The organism is Kitasatospora sp. NPDC051914, from assembly GCF_040680995.1.
Classification (GTDB): Bacteria; Actinomycetota; Actinomycetes; order Streptomycetales; family Streptomycetaceae; genus Kitasatospora.
In genome coordinates this window covers 79,496-100,405 of sequence record NZ_JBFAXX010000001.1, presented here as the reverse complement: position 1 = coordinate 100,405, position 20,910 = coordinate 79,496, and the positions used below count along the sequence as shown (strand labels likewise).

The window sequence follows — 20,910 nt, the reverse complement described above, 5'->3', positions numbered from 1 at the left end:
CCCCGGAGCCGGGCAGAAGCGCGCCGGCAGAGGAACGCCCGCGCGCCCGTCCGCCGGCGCGGGCCCGCCCGAGGAGGAACGCCGCCATGACCACCACGACGCCCCGGCTCACCGGGGAGTACGCCATCGATCCGGCCCACACCCGGCTCGGCTTCGTCGCCCGCCACGCCATGGTGACGAAGGTCCGCGGCTCCTTCCACGAGTTCGAGGGCACCGCCCACCTGGACAGCGAGGACCCGGGCAACTCCCGCGCCCGCGTCACCATCAAGGCCGGCAGCATCGACACCGGCAACCAGCAGCGCGACCAGCACCTGCGCACCAACGACTTCCTCGACGTGCCGAACCACCCCGAGATCACCTTCGAATCGACCCGGGTCAGGCAGGTCGGCACCAACGAGTACCACGTCACCGGCGACCTCACGATCAAAAGCACCACCCGGCCGGTCACCATCGACTTCGAGTACACGGGCAGCGCCGTCGACCCGTACGGCAACCTCCGGGTCGGGCTGGAGGGCTCCGTGGCCATCTCCCGCAAGGACTTCGGCGTCAACTGGAACGCCGCGCTGGAGGGCGGCGGCGTCCTGGTCTCCGACCGGATCCTCCTCGAGTTCGACATCTCCGCGATCAAGCAGAAGTGACCGCGGCCGCCGAAAACAGCCGCCGTTTCCCCGCTTGGAGCGGGCGCGAAGCGGACAGACGGTCGATATGACGACCGTGCACGAGGAGAACGAGCGCAAGTACGACGGCGCCCTCGAGCGCCCGCTGTCCGCCGACGGGCTGCCGCAGGTGGCGCAGACCGTCCCGGGCGGCACCGAGAAGCTGGACGCCGTCTACTTCGACACCCCGGACCTGCGCCTGCTGCGCAGCGGCATCACCCTGCGCCGACGCCGCGGCGGAACCGACGCCGGCTGGCACCTCAAGACACCCGGCTCGAACGGCATCCGCGTCGAGACCCGGCTGCCCCTGGACGCCGGCCGCAAGCGGCGGCCGCCGAAGGAACTCGTCCGGCTGACCCGCGGCGCGGCCCGCGGCGAACCGCTCGCCCCGGTGGCCCGGCTGCGCACCGAACGGGCGATCACCCTGCTGGTCGACGCCGAGCGGCGGACCCTCGCCGAGGTGGTCCGCGACCGGGTGTCCGCCGAGGAACCGTCCGCCGAACCCTCGGCCCGGCGCGCGGCGGTCACCGTCTGGGAGGAGACCGAGGTCGAGCTGGCCGACGGCCGGCCCGAGCTGCTGGACGAGGTCGAGGAGCAGCTACGGGCCCAGGGGCTGCGCCGGTCCGCGGCGAGCTCCAAGCTCGGCCGGGTGCTCGGCGACCGCCTCCCCGACGGGCAGCAGCAGTCCGAGCGGCCCGCCGGCTCGGTCGGCGCCGCCCTCACCGCCTACCTGCGCGAGCAGGTGGCGGCCGTCCGCGCCCTCGACCCGGCCGTCCGCCACGACCGGCCGGACTCGGTGCACCAGCTGCGGGTCACCGTGCGCCGCATCCGCAGCGCCCTCGCCTCTCACCGCAAACTGCTGGACCGCGGCATCACCGACCCGCTGGACAGGGAACTCCGGTGGTTCGGCAAGGTGCTCGGCCGGGCCAGGGACGCCGAGGTGCTCGGCGAACTCCTCGGCGAGCAGGCCGCCGAACTGCCCGCCCCGGGACGCCCCGCCGAGGTGTCCGCCCGGATCACCGCCCGGTTCGGCCGCCGCTACCGCCGCGCGCACCGCGCCGCGCTGGAGGTCATGGACAGCCGCCGCTACTTCGCCCTGCTGGACGCCCTCGACGGGCTCGCCGCCGATCCCCCGCTCACCCGCCGGGCCAAAAAGGGCAAGGCGGAGGCCCGGCGTGTCCTGAAGAAGCAGCGCCGCCGGACGGTGCGCCGCCTCGGCACCGCCCTCGACCTGCCGCCGGGCCCCGACCGCGACGCCGCCCTGCACCGCGCCCGCAAGGCGGCCAAACGGGCCCGCTACACCTCCGAGAGCGCCGCACCGGTCGCCGGAAAGCCCGCCGAACGGCTGCGCAAGAACATGAAGCGCATCCAGAAGCCGCTCGGCGCCCACCAGGACGGCGTCGTCGCCGAACCCGCGATCCTCGACACCGCCGACGAGGCACGGCACCACGACGAGGACGCCTTCGGGTACGGCCTGCTGTACGCGGCGCAGCGAGCCGGGGAGGAGCAGCAGATGGCGGCGGCCGCAAAGGCGCGGAAGAAGGCGAAGGGCTGAGATGACGCCGTATCCGGCACCGGCGGTTAGCGTGCTGCCATGGCCGAGCTAGAGGAGCCGTCCGCACCGTACGGTCCGCCGGTGCGCGATGCCGTGACGAACTACTTCACCGACCGGGTCACCGAGGCCGAAGTGGAGCTGGCGCAGGCCCGGGAACGGGCCGAAGCCCTCCGTGAACGGCGGGCCGCCTGCCTGGACGGCGCCCGGCTGACCGACGAGGAGGCCCGCGCGGTCGCGGAGGCCGCCGAACAGCGGGCCGCCCGGATCGCCGCGGCGAACGACGCCCGCCCCGACGCCTACGCAGGCGCCGCCGCCGCAGCCCTGGCCGTCCGCGAAGGCCTCCGCACCGCCGGCCACCCGATCTGAACGGATGGGCGAGCCATCAGGGGCGCAGGGGCACCTGATTCATGGCCCGCCGGTCGCACCCCTTCAGGTTTCAGGGGGTGCAGGTGGTCAGGGGGCGGGGGTCGCCGGCGGGGCGGCCGCAGATGCGTTCGATCAGGAGGGCTCCTTCGGCGGCGCGGCGTACGCGGATGATGTGGAGGCCGTGGCCGGGCTGCGGTCCGGTCGCCAGGGGGCGGGTGTCGCGGAAGTCGACGGTGCCGGTGGCCCGGTTCTTCATCTCGACGGCCCGCAGGCCGGCCATCACCGAGCCGATCCCGCCCAGTTGCGAGGCACCCGCCTTGGCGGCGCCGGCCTGGAGGGCTGCGGTGGCGTCGTAGGCGAGGGCGAGGGCGCCGTCGGAGAAGACGTCGTCCTCGTAGGGGTTGTCGCCGCGGGGTACGAGCCGCAGTTCGGCGGCGGCGACCTCGGCGAGGTCGGAGGCGCGGGCGGTGACGGCCGGGTCGGTGAGGGCGGTGTAGTAGAGGGTGGCCTGGGGTGCCATCCAGGTGGCGCCGGTGCGGAACTGGGCCTTCGTCAGATCGTCACCGGTGAGGACGGTGAGCGGGCGGCTGCAGCCGGCGTCGGCGGCGAGGCGCCGCATCAGCTGGTTGACGTCGTCGGCCCGGCCGGCCAGGTAGAGCACCGAGGGCTGGTGGTCGGAGTGGCAGCTGGTGCGCAGGGCGGCCTCGAAGTCGGGGTCACCGTTGCTGGTGAGGCCGTACTCGAGGGGGCGGCCGCCGAGGAGTTGGAAGCCGGCGTCCTTGAGCATGGCGGAGCCGTACTCGGCCTGTTCGGGGCTGTAGCGGTCGTCGCGGGTGGGGGTGCGGGTGAGCACGGCGGCGTACTTGTCGGCGGCCGGCAGGGCGAGGCCGTCGACGATCAGGCGCAGGGCGGCGGCCTCCTCCTGGTCGGTGGCGGCGAGGCCGAAGTAGTTGACGTGGCCCTTGGCGAGGTAGGTGGCGGAGTTGGTGGTGCTGACGACGGCGAGGCCGGCCTGCTGGAGGAGGGTGAGGGAGCTGTCGCTGTCGGCGGTGTCGCGGCCGAGGCCGACCACGCCGACGATCGAGCGGTCGCGGCGGGCGGCGTCGACGATCCGCTGGACCATCTCGGTCTGGAAGTACATGTCCTGTCCGCCGTTGGCCACCAGGATCTTGATCTTCAGCGGGTCGCCGGCGTTGTTGCGCAGCTGGGCGAGGTGCACGCCGGTGAGTTCCTTGAGGCTGTTGAGGGCCCGGGGCTGCTGGCCGGCGGCGGTGGTGAGGGAGCCGGCGTAGACGACGGTGATGTAGCGGACGTCGGGGAGTGCGTCGATGCGGGCGTTCTCGCGGCGGATGGCGGCCTCGACGGTCTCCAGGCCGACGGCGGCGCCGGTGCGGTCGGTGTCGGTGCCGGGCAGGGTGCCGCTGAGGCGGATGCCGCCGCCGTCGCCGGCGAAGGAGACGCCGCCGGTGGCGACGCCGATGCATTCGCGGGTGCCGCCCGGGTCCTGCCGCCACACGGCGTCGGGGTTGGAGCCGAGCAGCCGGGCCTCGCAGTAGCGGTCGCCGAGCTGCTGGGCGCGCAGCACGCCGCCGCAGGCGGCGAGCACCAGGACGGCGAGCAGGGTCCAGCGCGACCACAGGAACCACCAGGAGCGGCGGACGGGCACGGCGGCGAGCCGGGTGGTCTCGCCGGCGCTCAGCTGGAGGCGGGTGAGGCGCACCGGCAGCGTCCAGGCGAGGGCGCGGCCGCGGCTGGGGGCCTGGCGCACCCGCAGGTCGCTGACCCAGCTCTCGTAGGGGCCGCGGCGGCGGGCACCGACGGCGTGCACGGTGACGGGTGCCGTCCCGGCGTCCTCCAGCCAGGCGGCGACGTCGGCGTGGGCGACGCCGGCGAGGACGAGCAGCGGGTCCTGTTCGCTGCGGCGGCTGCGGACGTCGCTGATGGCGCCGAGCACCCGGAGGGCGCCGTTGCCGGCGTCGGCGCGGGGCACGAACACCACGGGCGGGACGCGGCGCTTGCGGCCGCGCAGGTCGGGCGCCCAGGAGCGGTGGGCCCAGCGGAGGTCCTCCAGCAGGGCGAGGGTGCGCAGTTGGAGGTGGAACTGCTGGGCGCGGTCCTTCTCGTCGTCGGGGGTGGCGGGCAGCTGGGCCTTGAGGATCTCGCCGGTGACCTCGCGGGCGCGGGCCTGGGTGACGTCCCAGGACATCCGGGGCCGCCACAGCGACCAGGCGGCGGCCTGCCGCCCGGAGGCGGCGAGGAAGGTGGTGGTGGCGAACCAGCGGCTGGCCCGGCCGAGCCAGGACAGCGGTGCGGTGTTGCGGCGCACCCACCCGGTGACGCCGAGGACGAGCAGGGCGCCGAGCATGACGAGGACGACGAGCTGCCACTGCGCCTGGGTGAGCAGGCTGGTGAGCCCGGCGAGGACGAAGGCGCCGATCAGGGTGGTGGAGTTGAGCACCGGCGAGAGGACGCGCTGGAGTTCGCCGCCAGCGGTGCGCGGCTCGGGCCGCCAGTGCAGGTCGCGCAGCCGGGCGAGGACGGCCTCGACCTGCTCGTCCAGCGGCCGGCCGGCGGTCGCGGGGGCGGTGAGGACGTGCCGGGCGGCGGCCTCGATCGCGGCGACCAGCCGGGAACGCGGGCTGGGGTAGGCGCGGTACCAGGCCGGTCCGCGGCGGGCCCACGGGCCCTTGGAGAGGCCGTCGAGGATCGCGACGGCGTTGCGGTGCGGGTCGTCGCCCTCGGCGCCCGCGACCACCCGGTACGGCAGGCCGCCGCTCTCCTGGGCCTCCTGGACGGCGTGCACCACGCCCTCGACCTCGCGGTCGAGCTCCGGGTCGTCGTCCTCGGCGTACAGCACGACGACCGGCATCGGCAGCCGGGCGCCGCTGAACTGGTCGATGAGGTCCTTGACGAGCGCGTCCACCTCGTACTTGGCGGTCGTGCGCACACCACCGATCCGGGCGCTCTCGCGCGCCGAGCCCTGAGCCACCTGCACCCCCGTAGCCGCCCCCCGCCGGTGCACGCGCCGCGCCCGGCCTGACCTGGCGTCAGACCGCGAGTGTAGACCCCGGGTACGACGGCGCACACCGGGTCGGACGGGTGCAAACGGAGGACGCCCTGCGCCGCCCGGCGGGTACGCCGTCGGAGGGACGGCGCTCACCCCGACGGCCTAGTACCGCGAGCCGCACCCTGCACCCGGCCCGCCGCGGCGGGAGGCTGGCGCGGGCCGCCCCGCGCCCGGCGGCAGATCCGTGCCGCCGGGCGCGGGGACAGCCGGTGGACCGACCGAGGAGGCGGCGCTGTGACGGCCGAGCAGGTGCTGACCGGTCTGGGGCTGATCGTGGTCCTCGCCGCGGCCTCCCAGCTGCTGGCTGGCGTCCTGCGCATCCCCGCCCTGCTCGTCCTGCTCCCGGTCGGGTTCGCGGCCGGGGCGCTGACCGACACCGTCGACCCCGAGAAGCTGTTGGGCACGGCGTTCTCCCCGATGGTGTCGCTGGCGGTCGCGGTGATCCTCTACGAGGCGGGCCTCGGACTGGACCTGCGACGCCTCCGCGGGCACGACCGGCGGGTGGTCGTCCGACTGATCTGGCTGGGCACCCTCATCACCTGGGCGGCCGCGTCGGCACTTGCCGTACCACTGTTCGACATGTCCGAACGGTCGGCGGTGATGCTCGGCGCGATCCTCGTCGTCTCCGGGCCGACCGTCGTCGGGCCGCTGCTGCACTTCGTCCGCCCCAAGGAACGGCTGCAGCGCATCCTGATCTGGGAGGGTTCGCTGATCGACCCGGTCGGCGGCATCCTCGGCGCCTTCGTCTTCCACGGGGTGCTCTCGGCCGACGCGGACGGACTGCGGAGCCAGATCGGCCAGTTCTGGATCAGTGCGGGGGTCGGCTGCGCGGGCGGCGCGATCGGCGCGGGGCTGCTCTTCGTGCTGCTGCGCAGCCTGCGGCTCTCCGAGGTGCTCGGCACCACGGCGCAGCTCGCCGCCGTGATCGGGGTGGCGGCGGCCTGCGACTCACTGCGCGACGACACCGGCCTGATCTCGGCGGTGGTCATGGGGATGGCGATGGCCAACCTGCCGGGGCTGGACCTGCCGGCCCGCCGCCCCTTCCTGGACACCCTGGTCTCGCTGGTCATCGGACTGCTGTTCGTGTCCATCTCGGCCACCGTCACCCCCGCGTCGCTGCAGCGCATGGTGCTGCCCACGATCGGCCTGGTCGGTGCGCTCGTCCTGGTCGTCCGGCCGCTGGTGACGCTGCTGGCCACGCTCGGCACCGACCTGTCCCGCGCGGAGCGGGCGTTCGTCGGCTGGATGGCGCCGCGCGGCATCGTCGCCGCGGCCACCGCCTCCACCTTCGCCGCCGCCCTGGTCGCCGAGGGCGTCGACGGCGCGGAACGGCTGCTGCCCGCGACCTTCCTGGTCATCGTCGCCACCGTGGCCCTGTACGGCCTGACGGCCTTCCCGGTCGCCCGACGGCTCGGCGTGCTGCGGCCCGCCCGCTCGCGGCCGCTGCTGGTCGGCGGGGACGCGTTCGCGGTGGACCTCGGCCGGGCCCTGCACTCGCTCGGCCTGGACGTGCTGATGTGGGCGGGCGCCGATGCCGAACGCGCCCGGATCACGGCCGCCGGGCTGGAGCTCGCGCCGGGCGAGCTGCTGGCGGCGGCCACCGGCGCAGGGGCCGAACTGGAGGGCATCACCGGAGTGCTGCTGCTCACCGAGGAGGACGACTTCAACGCGCTGGCCTCGGTGACGCTGCACGAGACGCTGGAGGGGGCGGTCTACCGGCTGGGCCCGGCCACCGGGAGCCGGGGCGTGGTGGCACCGTTCACCGGCGGCGAAGTGCTCTTCGGCGGCGGCCTGACCCGCCCCGAACTGGTACGGCGCTACGCGGCCGGGGCGAGGATCAGCACGCACTCGGCCGGCAGCGGCCCGCCCGGCCACCAGGTGCTGTTCCTGGTCCGCCCGGACGGCCGCCTCGTCCCCGTCACCGAGGACCGCGCCCCGCAAGCGGCAGCCGGCGACACGGCCGTCCTCCTCGGTCCCGTGGGCACCCCGTAGGGGCGCGTGGGGGCACCTCCCGGCCGAAGGCTGGGGGGAGAACTGCGCGGTTCTCCGCGCCCCGAGTGGTTGCCCCGTCAGCTCCGCAGCCGGTCGAGGGCGTTGTCGAGGGTGGTGGCCGCCATGATGAGGGAGAGATGGGTGAAGGCCTGCGGGAAGTTGCCCAGTTGCTCGCCGGTGGGGCCGATCTCCTCGGCGAACAGGCCCACGTGGTTGGCGTAGGTGAGCATCTTCTCGAAGGTGTAGCGGGCCTGCCGCAGCCGGCCGGCGCGGGCCAGTGCGTCCACGTACAGGAAGGTGCAGAGGCTGAAGGTGCCCTCGGAGCCGCGCAGGCCGTCCGGGGAGGCGGCCGGGTCGTAGCGGTAGACCAGGCTGTCGGAGACCAGGGTGCGGTCCATGGCGTCCAGGGTGGACAGCCAGGCCGGGTCCTTCGGTGCGAGGAAGCCCACCCGGGGGATCAGCAGCAGCGAGGCGTCGAGGACGTCCTCCTCGTAGTGCTGGACGTAGGCCTGCTGCTTCTCGCTCCAGCCGCGCTCGACCACCTGCTCCAGGATGGCGTCGCGGGCCGTCCGCCAGCGGGGGATGTCGGCGGGCCGGCTGAACCGGGTGGCCATCTCCAGGCCGCGGTCGAAGGCCGCCCAGCACATCAGCCGGCTGTAGGTGAAGTCCTTGCGCCCGCCGCGGGTCTCCCAGATGCCCTCGTCCGGACGGTCCCAGGAGTCCGCGAGCCAGTCCAGCGCCTTGGCGACGGTCTTCCAGCCCTGGTAGGCGGACTGCAGCTCCACCTCGCGCCCCTCGGAGAGGGCGTAGAACGCCTCGCCGTAGATGTCGAGCTGCAGCTGGTCGGCGGCGGCGTTGCCGAGCCGCACCGGCGCCGAGCCGCGGTAGCCCTCCAGGTGCCCGAGGATCTCCTCGGTCAGCAGGGGCTCCCCGTCGACCTTGTACATGATCTGCAGGGCCTCGCCCCCCGAGTCGACCCCGTCGCGGAGCCGGGCGCCGAGCCAGCGGGTGAAGGCACCGGCCTCCTCGACGAAGCCCAGGTCGACCAGGGCCCGCACGGAGAGGGAGCCGTCGCGCACCCAGGTGTAGCGGTAGTCCCAGTTGCGCTCGCCGCCGATCTGCTCCGGCAGGCCCATGGTGGCCGCGGCGACCGGTGCGCCGGTCGGGGCGTAGGTGAGCAGCTTGAGGGTGATGGCGGCCCGGTTCACCATGTCCGGCCAGCGGCCGCGGTAGCGGGAGTTGCGGACCCAGTCCTGCCAGTAGTCGACGACCTGCCAGAGCTCCTCGGTGGCGCCCTCGACGGAGACCGGCGCGGGGGCCGGGTCGTCGGCACCGCCGACGGTGAACGCCGCGACGGCGCCGTCGCCCAGGGCGAGCGTGACCTCGCCGACCACGTCCCGGCCGTCGCGTTCCACCGGGAAGGTGGTCATCAGGTGGGCGGTGGTGCCGGGCGCGCGGAACACGGCCGCTTCGGGCCGCAGGTCGAGTTCGTGGGCGGCCCGCCCGTAGTCGAAGCGGGGCCGGCACTCGAGGGTGAACCGGACGCTGCCGCGTACGCACCGCACCGTCCGCACCAGGGTGTGCCGGGGGCTCGCGGCACCCGGCCGGGGCACCATGTAGTCGACCACCTCGCCGACGCCGTCCGGCGACATGAAGCGGGTGACCAGGACGGCGCTGTCCGGGTAGTACAGCTGCCGGCAGGTGCCCTCCTCGTGGACTGGCGAGAGCCGGAAGTATCCGCCGCGGTCGTGGTCGAGCAGCGCCGCGAACACGCTCGGCGAGTCGAAGCGCGGTGCGGCGAACCAGTCGACGACGCCCTGCGAGGACACCATGGCGGCGGTCTGGAGGTCGCCCACGAGGCCGTGTTCGGCGATCGGCGGGTAGCGGTCCATGAACATCCCCTCTCGGAGGTCCCCCGCTCGGTCCACTATCGGGCCAACGGCCCGCCCGCGCCTGCTGCACCCGGAGCGGCCCGGATTGCCGCACCCGCGGCCCGCGGTGTTACTGGAGGTGGCCGCCGGGCCCGCGGGCGGAGCGCCCGGAGTGCGGGAGGTGCCGGATGGACATGGTGCACGTCCGCGCGGTGAGCCCGCCGGAGCTGACCGACGAGGTCGTGGCGCTGCTCACCGGCGATCCGTGCGTGCTCAACCTGGTCCTGCTGCCGGGGTCGGCACGCCACCCGGACGGGGACGCGCTGGAGTGCGACGTGCTGGCCGGCGGCGCCAACGAGGTCCTGCGCGGGCTGCGGGAGCTGGAGTTGGACACCCGCGGCTCGGTGGTCGTGGAGCCGGTGGACCTGGCCTTCCTCGGTCGGGCCGCACAGGACGGCGCCCGCCGCCTCGGCCCGCGCGCCCATGCCCCGGTCTGGGAGGAGGTCGAGGCCCGCATCCGGGCCCAGACGGCGTTCGCGCCGAGCTTCTACCTCTACCTGGTCGTGGCGGGTCTGATCGGCGCCGTCGGGATCGTCACCAACTCGCAGATCCTCATCGTCGGCGCCATGGTGGTCGGCCCCGAGTACGGGGCGATCGTCGGTGTGGCGCTGGGCCTCGACCGCGGTGACCGGGCGGCCGTCCGGCGCGGGCTCACCGCCCTGACCGGGGGCTTCCTCGCCGCGATCGCCGCAACCTTCCTGTTCGCCCTGCTGATCCGCGGCTTCGGCCTGGAGTCCCCGGCGTACCGGGCGGGCCTGCGGCCGGTCTCCCACCTGATCGGCACCCCGGACTTCTTCTCGGTCGTGGTCGCCTGCCTGGCGGGCGTGGTCGGGATCGTCTCGCTCACCGAGGCCCGGACGAGTGCCCTGCTGGGGGTGTTCATCTCGGTGACGACCATTCCGGCGGCCGCCGACGTCAGCGTCTCCGCAGCCTTCGAGTCCTGGGACAAGGCCCGCGGCTCGTTCTTCCAGCTGCTGCTGAACGTGGTCGTACTGATCGCGGTCGGCACCGCCACGCTCCGCTTCCAGCGCGCCGTCTGGCGCCGCATCGGCCGTCGCCGCGGCGCCCGGGCCGGCGGCTGAGGCCGGTCCGCGGCCCCTTCAGGACCGCCCGTCCGGCTTGCCGGTGCGGGGCAGCAGGACGGCGGCGCCGAGACCGATCAGGCCGGCCGCGGCGAGGGCGGCCATGGCGGCCGCGTACGCGTTCTTGCTCAGGCCGGCGACCAGGATGGTGCCGGCGACGGCCGTGCCGAAGGAGGAGCCGAGGTTGGAGATGCTGCGGGACAGGCCGGAGATCTCGCCCTGGCGCTCCTCGGGGAAGGCCGACTGGACGACGTTGACCGAGGGGGTGAGCATCACGCCGAGGCCCAGGCCGATCAGCAGCAGGCCGGGGGCGAAGGCCCAGGCGCCGGGCGAGCCCGCGACCAGTCCGATCAGGACGCCGATCCCGGCGATGGTCAGCACGAACCCGGCGATGATCAGGGTGCGCTGCGGGCGCCGCTTCGCCAGTCGTTCGGCGGCGAGCGAGGAGGCCAGCAGGCCGAGGGTGGCCGCCGTGAAGATCACACCGGTCTGGATGGCGTCGTAGCCGCGGACGACCTGCAGGAACGCCGCCACGGTGAACGAGGAGCCCATCAGCAGCAGCCACTGGGCGTTCTGGGTGACCAGGCCGAGGTCGGAGGTGCGGTTGCGGAACAGGGCGGTGGAGAGCAGCGGTTCCACCCCGGCCCGCTCCTCGGCGCGCACCCAGTGCAGGAACCACGCCAGCACCAGCACACCGGCCACCAGCAGCGCGGCCATCAGCCACAGGTTGTCGTCGGCGGCCAGGATGCCCATGACCACCATGACGAGGCCGGCGGCCGAGAGCACGGCCCCGCGGACGTCGAAGTGCCGCGCCGGGTCCGGCGGCAGCGGGTCCGCGATCGAGCGGCTCAGCACGATGATCACCACGATCACCAGGGCCTGGAACACGAAGGCCGCCCGCCGGCTGATCGCCGAGGTGATCAGGCCGCCGATCAGCGGGCCCGCCGCCGCGCCGATCCCGCCGGCCGCCATGATCGCCCCGAAGGCCCGGGCCCGGGAGGTCAGGTCGGTGAACAGCAGGGTGGTGAGGATGTAGACCGGCGGGATCAGCAGGGCCGTGCCGACGCCCTCGAGGATCGAGTTGCCGAGGATCAGCACCCCCAGCCCCGGCGACACCGCGCTGAGGACGGCGCCCGCCGCGTACACCGCGAGCCCGACCAGGAAGCAGCGCTTGCGGCCGAAGCGGTCGGTGGCCTTGCCGCCGGGGATCATCAGCGCGGCCATCACCAGGAGGAACACCGTGATGGCCACCTGCACGCCCTGCACGGTGGTGCCCAGGTCCTGGCTGATGTCGTTGATCATCACGTTCATGTTGGAGCCGGCGAAGCTGCAGATGAACTGCGCCAGCGCGAGCGGTGCCAGCACCCGGCCCGGGGCCGCCGTCCGCGGTTCGAGGGTGTCCGCTCCGGCCATGGCCCGTCCTCTCTCGAGCGCAGAGAGTCTCTCCCGAGCGCGGAGGGTCTCTCCCGCGTGCAGGGGCCGGGGCGGGGCGGTCGGGCCCCGGCCCCGGCTCGGTCAGGCGTGGGCCGGTGGCGGCCCGCCCACGGCCGAGGGGGGTGGCGCCCGGTCGCCCTCCGCTCCCGTGTCGAGGAACTCGCGGATGGCGAAGCCCAGCGCCACGAAGAAGGTGATCCACAGCACCACGGCCCAGGTCGGGTAGGACCAGGTCGCCAGCACGATCGCGGCGATCAGCAGGATCGCCACGCCGATCCACCGCTTCCAGCGGTGCACGAAGGGGCCCACCGGGCCGAGCTTCATGCCCAGCGAGTACAGCGCGTCGCGCAGCGACCCGATGATCCGCCGGCAGGCGGTGCGCACGGCCACGGCCGGCCTGGACGGGCCGATCAGGAAGGCGCCGACGGCGGTGACCACGGCGACCGTGCCGATCGCTCGGATGCTCGCCCGCATGAACCGGACCAACGTGTCGTAGATCGTGGCGGCCGCGGCCTGGTTGGCGCCCGGTGGCAGCCGGTCCAGGTAGATCTCCCGGAAGACGGTGAGGGAGACGCCGAGCAGCAGCATGCCGAGGAACACGCCGACCGCGGCGCCGATCAGCGCCCGGCGCCGGTTGACGGCCAGGAAGACACCGCCGGCGGCGATCAGCACGGCGACGATCGGCAGCCACACGCCCATGATCTCGAGCAGCCGGAAGTACGTCTTGATCTTCCCGATGTCCTTGGACGCGAAGACCACGAAGTTGGTGTGCACGTCGGGAATCCTGGCGGCCGGGCCGAAGCCGGCCTTGACCAGCTCGTCCTTGACCTTGGCGACGATCGGCCCGATGTCGATGGCGACCTGGTTGTTCTCCAGCTTGACCGCGCCGCCGCCCTCGCCGGTCAACGCCTTGTTGAGGGTGGAGTGGACGAGCCGGTTGGCGTCGACCCAGATGGTGTCGAACGCCTGGCTGGTGACCACCTTGTCGACGGCCGAACTGACCAACTGGGTCAGGCCGCTCTTGATGGGCCCCTTGAGATCGCCGATCAGCTTCGCCGCGTTCTCCGGCACGCCCTGCTGGGCGGCCGCGTCGGAGAGCTCCTTCACCAGGGCGTCCACGTCGATCTGTTCCAGTACGACCTGGGTGACCCGGTTGGTGACCGCCGCCTGGACGTCGGGGTCGGTGGCCAGCGGCGCGACGGTGGAGACGTACCGGTCGGTGTTGCCGACGAAGTCGGCCGTCCAGACCGCCAGCACGGAGATCATGGACAGCAGCGAGGCGATCACGATCAGCACCACGGCGCCGGAGGTCCGCCAGCGGTGGTGCTCCTTCTTCGCCGGGGGGTGGGTGGCCTCCAGGGCGGCGATCCGGGCGTGCAGCCGGGCGACCTCCTCCGATTCCCCGCTCGAAGGGCCGGGCGTCCCGGACGACGGGGGCGGCGTGGCGGGCGGGGGCTGCGGCGCGGGCGTCCCGGGCACCGTCGGCTGCCCGCCCGGGGGCGCGGGTTCCGGCGGCGGGCCCTGGTCGGGCCGGCCGGGCCGGGGTTCGCCGGGGCCGGGCTCGGAGTCGCTCGATGTCATCGGGCTCTCCTCGGGTCGGGGGCAGTTCGCCCTACCAGGAGATGCGCGGCCCGGCGCCCCCACCACCGGGGATGGGCGTACGGGTGGTGCCGCGGCCCGCTCGGCAGGACGGAACCGCCCCCGGCCGCGATGATCGGAGGACGGCTGCGCGCACCGCCGACGACGCGCGGGTGCGGCGCTCCGCCAGGCAGGAGGACGACCGATGGCCCAGGACCAGCGCACGGGGACGCCGGCTCACCACGCCACGCCCGAGGAGCGCGCGGCACGCGGCCGGGCGGCCCGGCGCACGGCACCCCGCTCCAGCCACGCCGAGTTCCGGCCGGGCCCGAAGCGGCCCGACCCGCTGGGCATCCTGGAGGCCCAGTCGGCGAAGCGGGTGCAGGAGCTGGTGCCGATCCGCTACAGCCGGATGACCGAGTCCCCGTTCCGCTTCTACCGCGGCGCCGCCGCCATCATGGCCTCCGACCTGGCCGGCAGCCCGGACTCCGGCATCCGCGCCCAACTCTGCGGCGACGCCCACATGCTGAACTTCCGGTTGCTGGCCTCGCCGGAGCGGCAGCTGCTGTTCGACATCAACGACTTCGACGAGACCCTGCCCGGGCCCTGGGAGTGGGACGTCAAGCGGCTCTCGGCGAGCCTGGTGATCGCCGGCCGGGCGAACGGTTTCGACGACCGGGAGCGAGCGGACATCGTGCAGGCCACGGTCCGTCAGTACCGCGAGTCGATGGCCCGGTTCGCGCAGATGCGGAACCTGGACGTCTGGTACCTGCGGATGGACTCCGAGATGCTGCAGGCACTGGCCGCCGAGCGGGCGCCCAAGCGCGGGCAGCGCGGCCTCGCGCAGGCGATGGCGAAGGCCCGGACCCGGGACAGCCTGCAGGTCTTCGACAAGCTCACCGAGACGGTCGACGGCAGCCCCCGGATCGCCCCGGACGCGCCGCTGCTGGTGCCGATCTCCGAGCTGCTGCCCGCCGTCGAACGGACGGCGCTGATGACGCTCTTCCATGGCCTCGTCGAACGCTACGGCCGCACCCTCCCCAGCGACCGGCGGCACCTGCTGACGGACTTCCGGCTGGTCGACGTGGCGCGCAAGGTCGTCGGCGTCGGCAGTGTCGGCACCCGCTGCTGGATCTTCCTGCTGCTCGGCCGGGACGGGCGCGACCCGCTGTTCCTGCAGGCCAAGGAGGCCGACACCTCGGTGCTGGCGGCCCACGTCGGCGCCAGCCGGTACCGCAACCAGGGTGAGCGGGTGGTGTCCGGCCAGCGGCTGATGCAGGCGGCCAGCGACATCTTCCTCGGCTGGGAGCGGGTGGACGGGATCGACGGCAAGCGCCGCGACTTCTACGTCCGCCAGTTGCGCGACTGGAAGGGCATCGCGGTCACCGAGGCGATGGAACCGCCCGGCATGCGGGCCTTCGGCCAGCTCTGCGGCTTCACCCTGGCCCGCGCCCACGCCCGCTCCGGGGACCGGATCGCGATCTCCTCCTACCTCGGCGGCAAGGACGTCTTCGACCGGGCGCTGGCGCAGTTCGCGGAGGCGTACGCCGACCAGAACGAGCGGGACCACGAGGCACTGGTGGCGGCCGTCCGGGCCGGCCGGCTGCCGGCGGCGGACCCGGTCGCCAAGGCCGACTGAGCCGACCGTGCCACGGCCCGTGCCGGCAACCGGGCGTGAGCCGTGCGGACGACCGTGCCGGATGCGCGGCGCCGACCGGCGGCAGCAGCCGCGGCCGGGCGGCGGCCGCGTGGTATCACGTGACCGGGGACCGCGGGCTCTTCGCCCGGTCCAGACGCCGAGGAGACGATGCGTATGCCGGGCGAACCGGCCGCCGGGCCCGCCACGGCCCCGCAGGACCCCATTGCGATCGTCCGCAGCCGCGGCTACATCTCGGTGCTGGTGCTCTCGGCAGCGCTGGGCGTACCGATCTCCGCCGCGGCGTTCGGCTTCCTCGCGCTGGTCTCCGAACTGCAGTCGCTGGTCTTCGAGGACCTTCCGAAGGGACTCGGCTTCGACGGGACGCCCGACTGGTGGGCGATCCCGCCGCTCGCGGTCTCCGGTGTGCTGGTCGCCCTGACGATCCGGTACCTGCCCGGCGAGGGCGGCCACAAGCCGGCCGAGGGCCTGAAGACCGGCGGCGCGCCCACGGTCGCGTCGGTGCCGGGTGTCGCCCTCGCCGCGCTCGCCTCGCTCAGCCTGGGCGTCGTGCTCGGCCCGGAGGCGCCGCTGATCGCGCTCGGCGGCGGGCTCGCGGTCGGTACGATCAAGCTGCTGAAACGGGACGCCCCGCCCAGCACCGTCAACGTGGTCGCCGCGGCCGGCAGCTTCGCGGCCATCAGCGAACTGCTGGGCTCACCGCTGGTCGGCGCCTTCCTGCTGATGGAGGCGTCCGGGCTGGGCGGGCCGATGATGGGCGTGGTGCTGGTGCCCGGCCTGCTCGCGGCGGGCATCGGCTCGCTGATCTTCACCGGTCTCGGCTCCTGGACGGGCCTGGGCACCTACTCGCTGACCCTGCACCAGGTACCGGCCGCCGACCGGCCCACCCTCGCCGAGTTCGGCTGGGCGATCGTGGCCGGCGTGGCCGCGGCCCTGCTCGGCGAGGCGATCCGCCGCTCCTCGCTCAACCTGCAGCAGCACGTGGAACGGCACCGGCTGCCGCTCACCGTGCTGATGGGCCTCGCCGTGGGCGTGTTCGCCCTGATCTACGCGGTGATCACCGACAAGCCGATCACCGGGCTGCTCTTCTCCGGGCAGGACGCCCTCGGCCCGCTGCTGGCCGACAGCGCGGACTACACCGCCGGCGCCCTGGTGGTGCTGGTGCTCTGCAAGTCGCTCGCCTACATCGCCTCGCTGAGCGCCTTCCGCGGCGGCCCGGTCTTCCCCGCCATCTTCGTCGGGGCGGCCGGCGGGCTCGCCCTCTCCCACCTGCCCGGCCTGGACACCACCGCCGGATTCGCCATGGGGCTGGGAGCCATGTCGGTGGCCATGCTGAAGCTGCCGATGACCTCGGTACTGCTGGCCAGCCTGCTGCTCGGCGGCGACGGCCTCACCGTCATGCCGCTGGTGATCGTCGCCGTGGTCGTCTCGTACGTCTGCACACTGCGACTGGCCCGCCCGCCCGCCGCATCAACGGCGGGTCACCCGTAGGGGCGTGCGGCCCCACGTGCCCCTACGGGTGATCGCCTCGTGTCAGGCTGCGGCGCGCTCGGCGGCGGCGAGGCGGACGCAGACGGCCACGCCCTCCATGGCCGCGCGGACCTCGTCGACCGACGGGAAGGACGGGGCGAGCCGGATCTGGCTGTCCCGCGGGTCACGGCCGCCGGGGAAGGCGGCGCCCGCCGGGGTCAGCGCGATGCCGGCCTCCTTGGCCAGCCGCACGACCTCGGACGCGCAGCCCTCCGGGACCTCCAGGCTGACGAAGTAGCCGCCGCTCGGACGCGTCCAGGTGGCGATGCCGCCGAGCTCGCGCTCCAGCACCTCGTACACCGCGGCGAAACGCGGCTCCAGCAGCGCCCGGTGGCGCTCCATGTGGGTCTCGACCGCGGCCGCGTCCTTGAAGAAGCGCGCGTGGCGCAGCTGGTTCAGCTTGTCCGGGCCGATGGTCTGCGCGGCGGCGAGGCCCGCGTACCAGGCCGTGTTGGCGGGCGAGGAGCCGAAGAAGGCCACACCGGCGCCGGCCGCGGTGATCTTGGAGGTGGAGCCGAAGACGAAGGCGCGGTCCGGGTGGCCGGCGTCGGCGCAGGCGGCCAGGATCGGCAGGACCTCGGTGGGCTCGGCGGTGAGGTGGTGCACGGCGTACGCGTTGTCCCAGAACAGGCGGAAGTCCGGCGCGGCCGTGGGCATGGCGGCGAGGCGGCGCACCGTCTCGTCGCTGTAGCTCTCGCCGGTCGGGTTGCTGTACTTGGGCACGCACCACATGCCCTTGATCCGCGGGTCGGCGGCGACGAGCTCCTCGACGACGTCCATGTCGGGGCCCTCGCCGGTCAGCGGGACGGGCACCATGGTGATGCCGAAGCGGTCGCAGATCGTGAAGTGCCGGTCGTAGCCGGGCACCGGGCACAGGAAGCGGATCTCGTCCTCGTCCGCCCAGCGCTGCTTGGCGCCCGGCAGCACCGAGAGCATCGCGTGCGCGACCATGTCGTGCATCACGGTGAGGCTGGCGTTGCCGCAGGCGAACAGCTGCTCGGCCGGGACCTGCAGCAGCTCGGCGAAGACCGCACGGAGTTCGGTGAGGCCGTGCAGGCCGCCGTAGTTGCGGCAGTCGGTGCCGTCCGCCGCCTTGACGTCGCCCGGCTGCAGGATCGTCAGGAGCTCGTCCGAGAGGTCCAGCTGCTCGGACGAGGGCTTGCCCCGGGTGAGGTCGAGCTTGAGGCCGCTGGCGCGGAGCTCCTCGTAGGCGGCGCGGGCGGCGGCGAGCTCCGCCGCCTGCTCCGGCCCGACCGACGGTGACGTGGACGGCTGTGACACGGGGTTCCCCTCCGGGGGTGGCTGCGGTTGGACCGGGGACTGCTGCGCCGCCCAATCTACCAACGCGCCCGGGGCCGCCGGCCGGGCGGATGGGCCGTGACCAGCGCGGCGGCCCGGGGTCCGCGTACTGGTGGAGCGTCAGGCGGTGACCCGCTTGGCCCCGATCAGCACCCGGTACCGCTCCCGGGCTGCGAATTCGGCGAGGCTCCAGACGGCCGGGCGGCCCACCTCCGCGCAGAGGTGGAGCACGGCGCCCTCACCGGCGTACACGCCGACGTGCGCGCCGTACGGGTCGGGTCCGGCGTTGAAGAGCAGCAGGTCCAGCGGGGCCGGTTCGGCCACCCGGAGGGTGCTCCCGGTGTCCTCCCAGAGGTCGCTGGAGCGCAGTGCCGGTGCCCGCAGGCCGAAGTGGGCGAGCACGGCGTAGGCGTAGAGCTGGCAGTTGGCGCCGTGCTCCGGGCCGGGCCGCTCGGCGACCGCCCGGGACAGCGGGTGCCGTGCGCCGACGTACGGCACCGCGAGGAGAGCGGGCGGGAGCCGGGAGAGCAGGGTGTCGGGGCCGGTCGCCGGCCGTGCGTCGGGGGCGTTCACCGGCGGGCTCGCAGCCAGTCGCCGAAGGCCCGCAGGGCGGGCTCGGGGTCGCGGCGGCCGACGCCGATGCGGAAGCGGTCGGCGGGGGTGGGGGTGAGTTCGGAGCGGTAGATGCTGGCGGGGAGCAGCAGGACGCCGGCCTCCTCTACCAGGCGGGTGCAGAACTCCTCCACTCCCTCGGGGCCGAGGTAGCGGGGGTAGGCGACGCAGCCGCCGTCGGGGGCCTGCCACTCGAAGAGGTCGGGGTGCTCGGCGAAGAAGGCGTCGAAGAGCGGGAGGTTGGCGGCGATGATGCCGCGGTTGCGGCCCAGGATCGCGGTACGGGCCTTGATCGCGATGCGGGCCAGGACCTCGCTGGGGGCGGAGTTGCAGATGGTGGTGTAGTGCTTGGCCCGCTCCAGGCGGGACAGCAGCGCGCGGTCGCGGCAGGTGATCCAGCCGATCCGCAGGCCCGGCAGGCCCAGCGACTTGGAGGTGACGTTCAGCGACAGGGCACGCTCGGACAGGTCGGCGGCTTGCGGGAGGGTGCGGGCCGGATCGCGTTCCAGGCCGCGGTAGACCTCGTCGCTGAACAGGTGGATGCCGCGCTCGTCGCACAGCCGCACCAGTTCGGTGAAGTCGGCGGCGCCGATGACCTTGCCGGTGGGATTGTTCGGGAAGTTCACCGACACGACCCGGGTGTTCGGGCGGATCGCCGCTCGGATCGCGTCGAGGTCCAAGGCCCAGTCCCGGTCGGGGTCCAGGGCGACGCCGGTGACCTCGCACAGGGCGAGCGGCACGGTCTCGGCCGCCTGGTAGTTCGGGGTCACCACCACGGCGTGGTCGCCTGCGCCCAGCAACACGTTCATCGCCAGGTAGAGGGCCTCCTCGGCGCCGGCGAAGCAGATCACGTCGCCGGCGTCCGCCCGCTCGTACATTCCGGCGATCGCCTCGCGCAGGGCCGGGTCGCCGTAGGTCCGGGTGTAGCCCAGCGGCAGGTTCTCGAACGCGGCGCGGTCCTGGTCCTCGGCCAGGGCGAGCAGTTCGCCGAGCGTCATGGTCTGCACATCGGAGGCGGTCAGGTGGTGGCGCGCGGTGAACTCCCAGCGGGAGAAGTAGGTTTCCAGGCGAAAGTCGGGCAGGCGGGTCATGACGTGTGGTCCTTCGTGCTGGGAGTGCGAAGTTCGGCCAGCAGGCCGTAGAGGGTGGAGCGGGAGACGCGCAGGGCGGAGGCGACGACGGGGGTGGCGCGGCGCACGGCGAAGACCTTGGCCTCCTCCAGCCTGGCGAGGACGGCCAGGCGGTCGGCGCGGGTCAGCCGCTCGAGGGGGCGGCCGCACTCGCGCACGTACGCGCCGACGATGTGCTGGACGCGCTCGTTCCAATCCTGCTCGAACAGCGGCTCCGGCCGGGACGTCGTCGGGGCGCCGAACGCGGACAGCACGGCTGCGGCATGCTCCAGCGGCGTGCGGTCGAGATTGACGCACAACACCGCGGCGGCCTTCCCGTCCGGATCGCGCAGGACGGCGCTCACCGACGACAGCCGCCGGCCGTCCGCGAGCACCTTCTCGTACGGTCCGAACACATCCCGCGCCGACGGGTCCAGCGTGTCCAGCTCGCCCAGCAGCGAAGGGTCTCCTGGACCGCGGGAGCCCATCGGATTCCAGATCGCCAGGATCCGGTCGGTGTCCGGGTCGTGCAGCACCACCTCGGCATACGGACCGAGCAGCAGCGCGACGGCCTGGCCCACGGGCGCCCACATCCGGACCCGAAGATCCGTGCTCGCTTCGGCAGTCTCCATACTCTGGACTATACGTCCACCTTGGACTAAGAGTCCAAGGCAAGCCCGCTCTCCGCAGTCGCCGGCCTCGCCCTTCTCCACGCGACCGGCGCACCGCGTGACGCCTCCGCCCCGGTCGTCGCCATGCTCGTGGGTCTCGTCCCGTCCATGGCGGTCACCGTCCGCCGGCAGATCTCCGTCCACAACTCGGCGGCCGGTGGCACCGCGATGATCCTGATGCCGACCTTCGGCCCGCCAATGCCCCTCTCCGTCGCCGGTGCCGCGGCCATCGGCCGGTCCCGACTCGTCCTCAAGGCCCACACCCCCGCCCAAGTCCTCGCCGGAACCGCACCGGGCAGCACAGCCGCCCTCGCTTTCGCCCCCTCCGGTAAACCGGCCGGCTGCTCCGGGATGAACATCCCGCTGTGGGT

At 73.8% G+C, this 20,910-nt stretch carries 15 protein-coding genes; 7 read left to right on the top strand and 8 right to left on the bottom strand.

What is annotated here, in order from left to right; genetic code table 11:
* Nucleotides 1-86: 86 nt before the first annotated feature.
* The 3 genes from AB0M03_RS00455 to AB0M03_RS00445 all read left to right on the top strand — a co-directional run bounded on the left by AB0M03_RS00455 (nucleotide 87) and on the right by AB0M03_RS00445 (nucleotide 2,577).
* Nucleotides 87-638, top strand: coding sequence for a YceI family protein (locus AB0M03_RS00455; protein WP_363486752.1), 552 nt, complete (start codon nucleotides 87-89; stop codon nucleotides 636-638).
* 67 nt (nucleotides 639-705) lie between these two features.
* Entirely contained in the window at nucleotides 706-2,211 is a 1,506-nt protein-coding gene (locus AB0M03_RS00450; RefSeq protein WP_363486750.1) for a CYTH and CHAD domain-containing protein, read from the top strand.
* A gap of 39 nt (nucleotides 2,212-2,250) precedes the next feature.
* The gene (locus tag AB0M03_RS00445) at nucleotides 2,251-2,577 is read left to right on the top strand and encodes a hypothetical protein (protein ID WP_363486748.1); all 327 of its coding nucleotides are present in this window, start codon (nucleotides 2,251-2,253) and stop codon (nucleotides 2,575-2,577) included.
* A gap of 70 nt (nucleotides 2,578-2,647) precedes the next feature.
* On the opposite strand, the gene AB0M03_RS00440 is transcribed toward AB0M03_RS00445, so the two are convergent.
* Nucleotides 2,648-5,566, bottom strand: a complete 2,919-nt coding sequence (locus tag AB0M03_RS00440; protein WP_363486746.1) for a hypothetical protein — start codon at nucleotides 5,564-5,566, stop codon at nucleotides 2,648-2,650.
* A 312-nt stretch (nucleotides 5,567-5,878) separates the two neighbouring features.
* Here AB0M03_RS00440 and AB0M03_RS00435 point away from each other — a divergent pair, with 312 nt between their 5' ends.
* Nucleotides 5,879-7,636: a cation:proton antiporter gene (locus AB0M03_RS00435; protein ID WP_363486744.1), complete on the top strand. Its 1,758-nt coding sequence runs from the start codon at nucleotides 5,879-5,881 to the stop codon at nucleotides 7,634-7,636.
* 77 nt (nucleotides 7,637-7,713) lie between these two features.
* Here AB0M03_RS00435 and AB0M03_RS00430 read toward each other — a convergent pair whose 3' ends face one another.
* Nucleotides 7,714-9,528: a glycoside hydrolase family 15 protein gene (locus AB0M03_RS00430; RefSeq protein WP_363486742.1), complete on the bottom strand. Its 1,815-nt coding sequence runs from the start codon at nucleotides 9,526-9,528 to the stop codon at nucleotides 7,714-7,716.
* Between the two features lie 167 nt (nucleotides 9,529-9,695).
* Here AB0M03_RS00430 and AB0M03_RS00425 point away from each other — a divergent pair, with 167 nt between their 5' ends.
* Entirely contained in the window at nucleotides 9,696-10,649 is a 954-nt protein-coding gene (locus tag AB0M03_RS00425; RefSeq protein WP_363486740.1) for a DUF389 domain-containing protein, read from the top strand.
* 18 nt (nucleotides 10,650-10,667) lie between these two features.
* On the opposite strand, the gene AB0M03_RS00420 is transcribed toward AB0M03_RS00425, so the two are convergent.
* Together AB0M03_RS00420 and AB0M03_RS00415 are read right to left on the bottom strand one after the other, a co-directional pair.
* Nucleotides 10,668-12,062 carry an MFS transporter gene (locus AB0M03_RS00420; RefSeq protein ID WP_363486738.1) on the bottom strand — a complete coding sequence of 465 codons (1,395 nt, stop codon included), beginning with the start codon at nucleotides 12,060-12,062 and terminating at the stop codon, nucleotides 10,668-10,670.
* 102 nt (nucleotides 12,063-12,164) lie between these two features.
* On the bottom strand, nucleotides 12,165-13,664 hold the full coding sequence (locus tag AB0M03_RS00415) for a hypothetical protein (protein WP_363486736.1): 1,500 nt from the start codon (nucleotides 13,662-13,664) through the stop codon (nucleotides 12,165-12,167).
* Between the two features lie 202 nt (nucleotides 13,665-13,866).
* On the opposite strand from AB0M03_RS00415, the gene AB0M03_RS00410 reads away from it, so the two are divergent.
* On the top strand, nucleotides 13,867-15,300 hold the full coding sequence (locus tag AB0M03_RS00410) for a DUF2252 domain-containing protein (RefSeq protein ID WP_363486734.1): 1,434 nt from the start codon (nucleotides 13,867-13,869) through the stop codon (nucleotides 15,298-15,300).
* Nucleotides 15,301-15,474: 174 nt separating this feature from the next.
* Nucleotides 15,475-16,809, top strand: a complete 1,335-nt coding sequence (locus tag AB0M03_RS00405) for a chloride channel protein (RefSeq protein ID WP_363486732.1) — start codon at nucleotides 15,475-15,477, stop codon at nucleotides 16,807-16,809.
* 42 nt (nucleotides 16,810-16,851) lie between these two features.
* Here AB0M03_RS00405 and AB0M03_RS00400 read toward each other — a convergent pair whose 3' ends face one another.
* The 4 genes from AB0M03_RS00400 to AB0M03_RS00385 form a co-directional block, all read right to left on the bottom strand.
* The gene (locus tag AB0M03_RS00400) at nucleotides 16,852-18,129 is read right to left on the bottom strand and encodes an aminotransferase class I/II-fold pyridoxal phosphate-dependent enzyme (protein WP_363486730.1); all 1,278 of its coding nucleotides are present in this window, start codon (nucleotides 18,127-18,129) and stop codon (nucleotides 16,852-16,854) included.
* A gap of 138 nt (nucleotides 18,130-18,267) precedes the next feature.
* Nucleotides 18,268-18,720 carry a hydrolase gene (locus tag AB0M03_RS00395; RefSeq protein WP_363486728.1) on the bottom strand — a complete coding sequence of 151 codons (453 nt, stop codon included), beginning with the start codon at nucleotides 18,718-18,720 and terminating at the stop codon, nucleotides 18,268-18,270.
* Entirely contained in the window at nucleotides 18,717-19,850 is a 1,134-nt protein-coding gene (locus AB0M03_RS00390; protein ID WP_363486726.1) for an aminotransferase class I/II-fold pyridoxal phosphate-dependent enzyme, read from the bottom strand. Before AB0M03_RS00390 ends, AB0M03_RS00395 begins: the two co-directional genes overlap by 4 nt.
* Nucleotides 19,847-20,500 carry a PAS domain-containing protein gene (locus tag AB0M03_RS00385; RefSeq protein WP_363486724.1) on the bottom strand — a complete coding sequence of 218 codons (654 nt, stop codon included), beginning with the start codon at nucleotides 20,498-20,500 and terminating at the stop codon, nucleotides 19,847-19,849. The genes AB0M03_RS00390 and AB0M03_RS00385 overlap by 4 nt, the downstream gene beginning before the upstream one ends.
* Between the last annotated feature and the right edge of the window lie 410 nt (nucleotides 20,501-20,910).